This window comes from Lacticaseibacillus sp. 22, from assembly GCF_055413445.1.
Window position 1 is genome coordinate 109,364 of record NZ_JBVAYD010000006.1, and the last position, 9,575, is coordinate 118,938.

Here is a 9,575-nt window from a genome sequence, read left to right on the forward strand (position 1 = left end):
CGGCAATCTTTTTAAGTTAAGCTTTCTTTGCTTTAAACCGGCATTAGCTGCAATTTTGCTACAATGATCGCAGGAGGCGAGGGCATGCCAAGCGAAGACTTGAACTTGTTATTGGGCCAACTGCAGGCTATTGCGCAGTCTGGTCGTTACTATACAAAAGATGTGTTTGATCGGGAACGTTACGATCAATTAGCGGCTATCACCAAGCAACTGATGCTGCAATTGAGCGATGCGACCCCTGAGCAAGTGCGCTTATTTGTGGATCAGGATATCGGTTATGTAACGCCCAAGGTTGACGTGCGGGCGGTAACGTTTATTGAGGATCGCCTTTTGCTGGTGCAAGAGCGGGCAGGTGGCACTTGGTCCATTCCCGGCGGCTGGGCGGACTTGGGTTATAGTGCTGGTGAGATTGCAGTTAAAGAAACCCGCGAAGAAGCTGGCTTAACGGTCAAACCAACGCAACTGCTCGCGGTTTATTCGGTCCGGAAGCGTGACTATGCACCGCAAAGCACGCAGGATGTATACAAGTTTTTCATTGCCTGCCAGCCGGTGACGCAAACATTAAAGACAGGCGTCGAAACCGAAAATGTCCGCACTTTTACCCGTGAGGAGGCGTTGGCGTTACCGCTGTCACTGCAGCGTAATTTACCGGCGGATATCGAGATGGCGTTTGCTGCCCATGCGGATGCGGGGTGGGTGACGCAGTTTGATTAGATGTTGTGAAGGGCGGGTAGTGCATAGTAAGGAATCATTAATAACCCCGAGATGAGAGTGTTCCCCGTGAAACATTCCGTGTCTGGCCAGTTTTCGTGGAATATCACAGAGAAGCCTTGCAATTAGCTGAAAAAATACTATGATTTTGCTTAAACCTTTTCGAAAGCAGGGATGTCCATGCCAACACCAGTTCATGAAGAAGTGATTCGTCCGATGACAGCTGCAGACGATGCACCAGTTGCCGCACTCATTCGGGAGTGTCTGAAAGCCGCCGATCTTGACCGCCCGGGTACAGTTTATTTTGATGCTGGACTGGATCACTTAAGTCAGTTTTATGCGGCAGAGCCAAAGCGGAATTACTTTGTGGCCACGCAAAATGGTCGCGTTCTTGGCGGGGTTGGCATTGCGGAGTATGACCCGACTCACGGTGTTGCTGAATTGCAAAAGTTCTATGTTCACGGTGATTTGCAAGGTCACGGCATTGGTAAGCGTCTGTTGCAGCATGCCTTGGATTACGCTCGGCAAGTCGGGTATCAGTCGGTTTATCTTGAAACTTACCACACGCTTAAAACCGCCGTTCATGTTTATCATGAGTTTGGCTTCACTGATTTACCGCGCCCACTTGTTAATGCACAGCATCAGTTGATGGATCAGTTTTTGGTGAAGAAGCTTGGATAATTACGCTATAAATTTTGTGATTTATAGGCTTAGGGCTACACAGTTCACTGAGTTTAGCAATGCCGTCAATGAAGCCTTGTAGATCGGTTAGAAGGAATTGGCGAGTTTGCGCAGTGAATGCTTTTGTATTCCAATATCATCGCCAAAGCCTGATTAATAAATCGATTTTGTACCTTAAATAATAAACATGTACACGTTTTCATGAATATGAGAACGTGTTTTTTATTTAAAAAAGATAAAGCGCTTGCATAAGAGATAAATGGCTTTTATATTTAACTTGTTCACAGAGGTACCCTGTGATACACGGTTGTTCTATGATGTTCGTAAACTAATAGAAAGATGGCGGGAAAATGAAAATTGATATTGACAAAACGTCTATGATTCCAGTTTACGAACAAATTGCAAATAGTTTGCGAGACATGATGTATGGCGGAAGTCTACAGGATGGAGACCGTTTAGACTCTGAGCAGAAGATGTGTCGCAACCTTAATGTCAGCCGTGGAACTGTTAGAAAAGCTATTGATATTCTACTGAAGGAGGGTATGGTCAAAAAGATTCATGGGAAAGGAACCTTTGTCAGTAACCCAAACGTTGAGTACTCGTTGAATGATCAGTTAATGTCATTCGCTGAGTCGCTCGATAATCAACACTTAAGTTACACAACACAAGTTATTCAGCAGGAACTACGACCCGCGACCGCGAAAATTGCTGATATGCTCAAGATCCCTATTGATAGTCAGTACTTGTATTTAGAACGATTGCGATCAGTTGCCGATGATAAGTTAATGTTAATCGAAAATCGCATTAATATTACGCTCTGTCCGGGAATTGAGAAGGTCAATTTTAACAACATTAGCCTTTTTAATGAGATTGAAGAACTAGCAAAAAGAAAGATTAGCTTTGCCCGCAGTACCTATGAAGCACTTACGATTGGCACGGAACGTGGGAAACTTTTAGAGCTTCCTTCTTCCACGCCGGCTTTAAAAATGCAACAGACAGTGTATCTTTCTGAAAAAGAACCAGTCGAATACGGTTCCGTCTGGTTAAAAGGAAATAAGTACTTTCTCACAACAACTTTGCAAAGACGATAGGAGGAATTGAACCAATGCCATTAGTAAATGGATTCGATTTGATCAAAATTATTAAGGATCGGCACGTTGTCGCAGGAGCTTTCAACACAACTAATCTGGAGACAACCATGGGTATACTTCGAGCGGTTGAAAAAAGCGGCATACCATCTTTCATTCAAATTGCCCCGACAAACATCCCCGTTTCTGGATATGGATTTATTAAAGATATGGTTAACCGATTCGCAAAACAAATGGATACACCCATTGCCTTACACTTGGATCATGGCAAGACTTTTGATTCTGTCCGCCAAGCCGCGCGTGCAGGCTTTACATCGGTGATGACGGATAATGCCAAATACGATTATGAAGAAAATATTCAACATACGTATGAAGCTGTTCAGTTTGCCAGAGGCTATGGAATTCCTGTTGAGGCCGAGTTAGGGGCAATTGCTGGTAAAGAAGATGACGACGTAACTGAAGGCCATAACAAGACTAATCCAGAACAAGTTGTTGATTTTGTTGAACGTACTGGTGTGGATCTGCTAGCTGTTGCAGTTGGTAATGTTCACGGATTAAATCTTGATCCTAACATCGATTTTCCCCTATTGGAGAAGATTCACGCTATCTGCCCAGTTCCGCTAGTGCTACATGGCGCTTCAGGCATTCCAGATGAGCAAATTGCCCAAATGGTTGACAACGGGGTCGTTAAAATCAATGTTGCCAGTGATTTGCGGCGCGCCTTCATCCAATCTGCTGGTCAGGATTATCAAAAGGATCCAGAGAGGTTTGATCTTGTTAACGTATCGCTTGACGCAGAAAAGGCTATCGAAGATGTCGTCTATCATAAAATTTGCGTCATGAACAGCAATTCACCAACAGCCGTGCGATAGGAGAGGTTTAAATGTCAGAACAAACATCAAAGAAGATTGCATTTGGATCTTCTTTTGTTAAGCATTTTACGAAATCGGTTACATTTGAAGGCGCTATCGATGCACTATCATTAAATTTACTAGATCGAAAGCTTGTAACGGTAGATTATCCACAGGCAGTAAAAGATCGAGAGAAAAAATTTCCAACAGGATTACCAACATCCCCAATAGGAGTTGCAATTCCGCATACAGATCCTCAGTTCGTTAACCAAAATGCAGTTTCCGTTGGCATTCTTGCTGAGCCTATTGAGATGGTCGTCATGGGGACGACTAATGAAATTATCCCAGTATCAGTCATCTTCTTGCTCTCGCTGGCCCAGTCAAACAAACAGCTTAATATCCTTAAGCGAATTATGCGTGTTGTCCAAGATCAGACGAAATTGAAAAAGTTTATGACATCTACAGATGCTGAGATAGCAACAGAAGTTCAAAATGCAATTTTGGAGGGATTAGAATGACTCATTCAGGAAAGAAAAAGACGATTTTATTTGTTTGTGCTACAGGGATCGCGACGTCGACAGTTGTTGCAGAGAAAACAATGGACTTTCTGCATGAACATGGATTAGATGCCAACTATACGCAAACAAATGTGGCTTCGTTGCCAGAATACGATCAAAAAGATGCGGATCTTATTGTCGCAACAACGAACGTTCCGTATGAAACCGAAATTCCGGTTATTCGAGCTTTGCCACTTATTACTGGAATTGGTGCAGATAAAGTGCTGGAAGATATTAAAAAGCATATTGAAGAATAGAGGGAGAAAGCATGTCGGAACTCGCCGATCAACTAAATAAAATTGTTCAATATATATTAGGTATGGGTGCAACAGTCATGTTACCACTCTTCCTCTTCATACTTGCCCTTTGTTTTAGAGTGAAATGGACAAAGGCTTTACGCTCGGCATTAACTGTTGGGATCGGTTTTGTTGGCATTAATGCTGTTATGACGATTTTATCAGATAATGTTGGCCCCGCAGCTAAGGTTATGGTTAAACACATCGGTCTGAGTCTACCCAATGCAGACTTGGGATGGCCGGCACTATCCGCGATCACTTGGGGGCTTCCCATTGCGCCTTTCGTCATCGTGATGACAATTGTCATTAATATTATTATGTTGGGGATGAAGTGGACTAAAACTGTTGATGTTGATCTTTGGAACTACTGGCACTTTGCACTTGCAGGAACATTGGTTTACTACGTGACGGGCAATTTCTGGTTGGGAATACTTGCAGCTGCAGTGATTACGGTGATTGTCTTTAAACTGGCTGACTGGGCAGCACCATTAGGCGAAAAATATTTTGGCCTTGAGGGCATTTCATTGCCAACCGTTTCATCAATTACTTTTTGGCCCATAGGCTTACTGGGAAACTGGGTTATTGATCATATTCCTGGCTTAAACAAAATCCATATTAACCCTCAGACAATTCAGAAGCGCTTTGGTATCATGGGTGAACCAATGATGATTGGAACCCTTCTCGGGATTCTGCTTGGTGTGTTAGCTGGTTATGATGTTCGTGGCATACTCCAAATTGGTGTTAATTTAGGCGCCGTCATGTTTATCTTGCCGCGGATGGTCCGAATCCTGATGGAAGGCTTGATGCCTATTTCTGAAGCGGTTAAAGATTGGCTGAATAAGCACGTCAAAAATAGCGGAGAGCTATACATCGGATTAGACATTGCTGTGGCAATTGGTAATCCTGCAGTCATTTCTACCGGATTGATTCTGACCCCAATTGCAGTTGTGCTTGCTTTCTTCTTGCCAGGTAATGGCACAATGCCGCTGGCTGATTTAGCGAATTTGGCCGTTTTCGCTTCCATGATCGTTTTAGCAACTAAAGGAGATGTTTTCCGTTCGCTTCTTATTGGGATACCATGTCTAATTGCAGATCTATATATTTCCTCAGCATTAGCAGGGACAATTACGAAGATGGCGCAAAACGTCAATTATTCTGGCGCTAAAAATTCGGCCGTAACGAGCTTTCTTGATGGTGGGAATCCACTACGATATTGGTTAGTTAAGATCTTTGAGTTTAATCCTGTTGCACTCGGCTTGATCCCGGTAATTGGGTTGATTATTTGGTGGTTATACCGAGTGACAAAGAAATCGGTCTTTGGTGAGGCAGATAGTCTTGACGAATCTAACAATTGATGTTGGTACCACTAACACCAAAGTCTCACTTTGGTCAGAGCAAACGAACATTCAGCCCATTCAGCAAGTAAAGTTTGCAACGCCTAAGAATAAAGTGGATGATTTTGTCGACTTTGACACTGAAAAATTATTGAAACAACTTATGAATTCAATTCGGCAACTAGTAAAAGCGGCACCAGATACGATTCAAATGATTTCGGTCGCGAGTGTTGGCGAGTCCGGTGTTTTGATCAATGAACTTGGTCAATTGGCGTCTCCTATGATTGCTTGGTATGACAATCGTTCTGAAGAAATTATTAACAGGTTATCCTCGCAGGAAAAAAAGACCATATATGAGGTAGTCGGTTTGCCACCGCACGCGCACTATTCTGCCAGCAAAATCAAGTGGCTGCTTGAGCATAGTGTTGATGCAAACCGACGATATACGTGGTTATGCATTCCGGATCTCCTCGTTTATCAATTGACAGGTGTTAGGGCTACAGAATATTCAATTGCAAGCCGCACGATGGTCTTTGATATTCAGAAAAAGCATTGGTCGAGTCGAGTTAAAAAAATTTTCGGAATTGAAAATGTTGATTTCCCCCAGCCTTATCCATCGGGTACCAAGATTGCAACCTTGAAGCCTGCTATCGCAACAACACTTGGTCTATCTGATCAGGTGGCAGTTACAATTGCAGGGCATGATCATATGGTCGGTTCGGTCTCAAGTGGACAAACAACGCATGAACTTCTTGATTCTACGGGAACTACCGAGGGAATACTACTGCTTTCAGATACGTTAGAAAAAAAAGCAACCCAAGAGGCAGAAGGGATCGCATACGGCGTTTATTTAGATCCAAATCTATATACAATTTTTACAGCATTGCCATCAGCTGGTTCTGTCATTCAATGGTTTCAAGAGCGTCACCAACTAACTAGCCGACGTTTTATGGCATTGGCCGATTCAGCTTATAAGCGCTACTTAGCTGAGGAGTTGCCCACTGAAGCGATCAACTTTGTGATTCCGCATTTCAGTGGTAGTGGTAGTCCGAAAAAATCAACACAGACAAAAGGACTTTGGTATGGTCTTGCGAATCAAATTGACCAAGAGGCGTTGATATTTGGACTGTTTTTAGGGTTATCGTTTGAGTTAAAGCATGCGGTTGAATGTTTAACCAATCAACGGTTGCAAACTATAAAAGTTATTGGACCTGCAATCAAAGATCCTCTTTGGCTCCAATTAAAAGCTGATTTGCTGGATGCAGATGTCTTGGCAATGGCAACACCTGAAGCAGTTTCACGAGGGGCAAATATGATCGCCCAGACGACTTCTGAGAAAAATCGTCTGCTCGCTCAACCACCCAGTCATCGATTCTCTCCGCGGACAACGCCGTTAGTTCGCACGCTTCTTGATGTTTATGAGCATCAATATAAACCACTTTACGATGCTAAAGTCAGATTTGAGCTGAAATAGCACTAAAACAAGAATTTTAGTGAAACTAAATGTACGACATGCATCGTATTATAGGTATACGTTTCCCAAAGATAGCCTCAATAGGAGCGGCCTTGATATCCCGATATATCCGGGATTGTCGAGGCCTTTTTTAAACTGTGTCACTTGCACGGGGAGAAGAAAAGATCACATATGAACAGGATCGCTTTCGTTTACGCGTCAGTCGGCAATTGCATGAACCTTCATGCAATTTATTGACGTACTCAAGTAAGCGCTTTCTATTAGGATTAAGGATGTAAAGAAAGGAAGTAAAAATGATGGATTTAGTTAATGGATATACACTTATGAACTACGCCAAACGCAACCAGCTTGTCTTACCAGCATTTAATACCACAAATTATGAAATGACGCTTGCGATTGTTAAAGCTTTTGATGCAATGAAATTGGGTGGCTATATTCAAATTTCTTCACATAACTTAAAATTATCCAATCCCGAAATTGTGGCGAACATGACGCGAGAAGTGATGGAAAGGGAAGACGTTTCGACACCGATGGGTTTGCACTTGGATCATGGTAAGAGCTTTGAAGATGTCAAACTCTGTATTGACGCAGGTTTTACCTCTATCATGGTTGATGCTTCTGAGCTGCCATTCGAAGAAAATATCAAAGAAGTCAAGCGGGCGACGGATTACGCACATTACTTTGGCGTTCCGGTCGAGGCAGAGCTTGGGGGGATTCGAGGCAAGGAAGACGATCACGTGTCAGATATTAATGCCAAAACCCATCCGGAAGATGTCCTTAGTTTCGTTGAAAAAACTGGATGCGATACGCTCGCCGTCGCAGTTGGCAATGTCCATGGACTTGATTTGTCGCCGAACCTTGATTTTCCATTATTGCAAAAGATTGCGGCAATTTCGCCTGTCCCATTGGTACTGCACGGGGGATCCGGTATTCCATTTGATCAAGTGCGCCGTGCAAAGAAGCATCATCTAATCAAGATTAATTATGGATCAGACTTACGCAAAGCCTATATTAAAACGTTTGGTCAAGCATATGATGAGAACCACAATGAATTCAATCTTTATGGGGTGGCCACTAAAGGCATCCAAAACGTTATCGAGACTGCCAAAACCATCATCAAAGAAGTTAATGGCGAGAAAGTTGGGGCTTTATAGGTAAAGGAAGGTGAGCAGCGTGTTGAATAGTCGGGAAGCAGAAATGCTAAAGGATTTTTATCGGCACGCCCCGAAAACTTTAACCTCGAATTATTTTGTTCAAAAGTATCAAGTCAGTGTGCGCACGGTTCAAACTGATATCAAGAAAATTCGAATAAAGCTAGCTGAAAATGAAAGCGCCGCTCTAATCTCTAAGCGCTCTTTAGGTTCTCGATTGATTGTTAAAGATGTTCCGGCTTTTGAAAGTGAATTTTTACGCCCTCACAGCACATCTCATTTAGATCAGTCGGGCAGAGTCAAGCGACTTTGTCGGTTGCTACTGCAACAAAAGCGACCATTATCAAAAACTCAGATTGAAAATCGTCTATTCGTTTCTGGATCTACTTTGACAGCTGATTTAAACAAAATGGCAGGTATAATCGAACCGTTTGAACTGAAGATTAATCGAGATTCCCAAAATGGCATTCAAGTGATTGGTACAGAGAGAAACATGCGGCGTTGTCTTTCCAAGATGGGTTTGTACGAAAACGAGCATTATGTTACGCAAGCACCTTATCGGCAAGATATTGAACGGATTCTGGTTAACGTTCTGATGGCACATCATTACCATATTTCCGACACATTATTCCAAAACTTGATTGTTCACATTGAAGTATCCATTCAGCGGATTCAAAAAGGCTTTTCGTTGAACACAGCAAAACCTCACCTTCTGCACTATTTTGCTGATGAGGTTGAAGTGGCAAAAGAAATCTTTGCCGGATTAGAGAAAAGATTTGGTTTTCAAGCTTCTGACGGAGAGTTGCTTAACTTGGCGATTTATCTGCGAGGTAAGAGTGATTATCAGAATGACGATTATGTTCCGTCAGATATAAACCAATTCATTGTGAGCGCCCTCGAGGACATTAAAGAAAAGTTTGACGTGGATTTTACGCAAGAAATTGATTTACGCATTTCTTTAGCGTTACATCTCATGCCGCTCATCACGCGAATGAAATTCGATATTCAAAACAGCAACGTTTTACTAGATCAAATTCGCAAATCATTTCCATTAGCTTTCGACATAGCTGCTTATATGGGTCTTTTGATTCAGCAAAAAGTTGGCAAAAAGGTTGAAGAAAGTGAAATCTCCTATCTGGCTATTTATTTTAACCAATACTTGATTAGATACAACGATCTTTCTGGATCACAGAAAGTGTTGGTTGTCACCAGTTTAAAACGCAGTGAGAGTGTTTTGTTGCGGCAGCGCTTTGCAACGTGGTTCAACAACGAAATCTCGGTACTCACAATGGTTAGTGTCACCGACTTATCAGATACATCTATTGAGGACTATGATGTGATTTTTACAACTGAGCAAACGGATTTGACTGATGCACTCGGCGCGATTCTAATTAGTTATTATCCAGCTGAAAACGAATATTCGAAAATTAAA

10 protein-coding genes are annotated in these 9,575 nt (G+C 42.5%); all 10 read left to right on the top strand.

The window, feature by feature from the left end; translation table 11 throughout:
* The first annotated feature begins 84 nt into the window (after window positions 1-84).
* On the top strand, window positions 85-714 hold the full coding sequence (locus ACWP87_RS04900; RefSeq protein ID WP_005684944.1) for an NUDIX hydrolase: 630 nt from the start codon (window positions 85-87) through the stop codon (window positions 712-714).
* A 177-nt stretch (window positions 715-891) separates the two neighbouring features.
* Window positions 892-1,392 (top strand): GNAT family N-acetyltransferase, encoded by a 501-nt coding sequence (locus tag ACWP87_RS04905; RefSeq protein ID WP_005684943.1) that lies wholly within the window; start codon window positions 892-894, stop codon window positions 1,390-1,392.
* A gap of 350 nt (window positions 1,393-1,742) precedes the next feature.
* Entirely contained in the window at window positions 1,743-2,483 is a 741-nt protein-coding gene (locus tag ACWP87_RS04910; RefSeq protein ID WP_005684942.1) for a GntR family transcriptional regulator, read from the top strand.
* A 14-nt stretch (window positions 2,484-2,497) separates the two neighbouring features.
* Window positions 2,498-3,352: a class II aldolase gene (locus ACWP87_RS04915; RefSeq protein ID WP_005684940.1), complete on the top strand. Its 855-nt coding sequence runs from the start codon at window positions 2,498-2,500 to the stop codon at window positions 3,350-3,352.
* Between the two features lie 11 nt (window positions 3,353-3,363).
* A complete protein-coding gene (locus tag ACWP87_RS04920; RefSeq protein WP_005684938.1) occupies window positions 3,364-3,849 on the top strand; it encodes a PTS sugar transporter subunit IIA in 486 nt (161 codons plus the stop codon).
* Window positions 3,846-4,145 (top strand): PTS sugar transporter subunit IIB, encoded by a 300-nt coding sequence (locus ACWP87_RS04925; RefSeq protein ID WP_005684937.1) that lies wholly within the window; start codon window positions 3,846-3,848, stop codon window positions 4,143-4,145. Before ACWP87_RS04920 ends, ACWP87_RS04925 begins: the two co-directional genes overlap by 4 nt.
* A gap of 11 nt (window positions 4,146-4,156) precedes the next feature.
* Window positions 4,157-5,539, top strand: a complete 1,383-nt coding sequence (locus tag ACWP87_RS04930) for a PTS galactitol transporter subunit IIC (RefSeq protein WP_005684936.1) — start codon at window positions 4,157-4,159, stop codon at window positions 5,537-5,539.
* On the top strand, window positions 5,520-6,992 hold the full coding sequence (locus ACWP87_RS04935) for an FGGY-family carbohydrate kinase (RefSeq protein ID WP_014570180.1): 1,473 nt from the start codon (window positions 5,520-5,522) through the stop codon (window positions 6,990-6,992). Before ACWP87_RS04930 ends, ACWP87_RS04935 begins: the two co-directional genes overlap by 20 nt.
* Before the next feature lie 296 nt (window positions 6,993-7,288).
* The gene (locus ACWP87_RS04940) at window positions 7,289-8,146 is read left to right on the top strand and encodes a class II aldolase (protein ID WP_005684934.1); all 858 of its coding nucleotides are present in this window, start codon (window positions 7,289-7,291) and stop codon (window positions 8,144-8,146) included.
* Between the two features lie 19 nt (window positions 8,147-8,165).
* Window positions 8,166-9,575: BglG family transcription antiterminator (locus ACWP87_RS04945; protein WP_032953754.1), on the top strand; the 1,410-nt coding region annotated here is incomplete at its 3' end.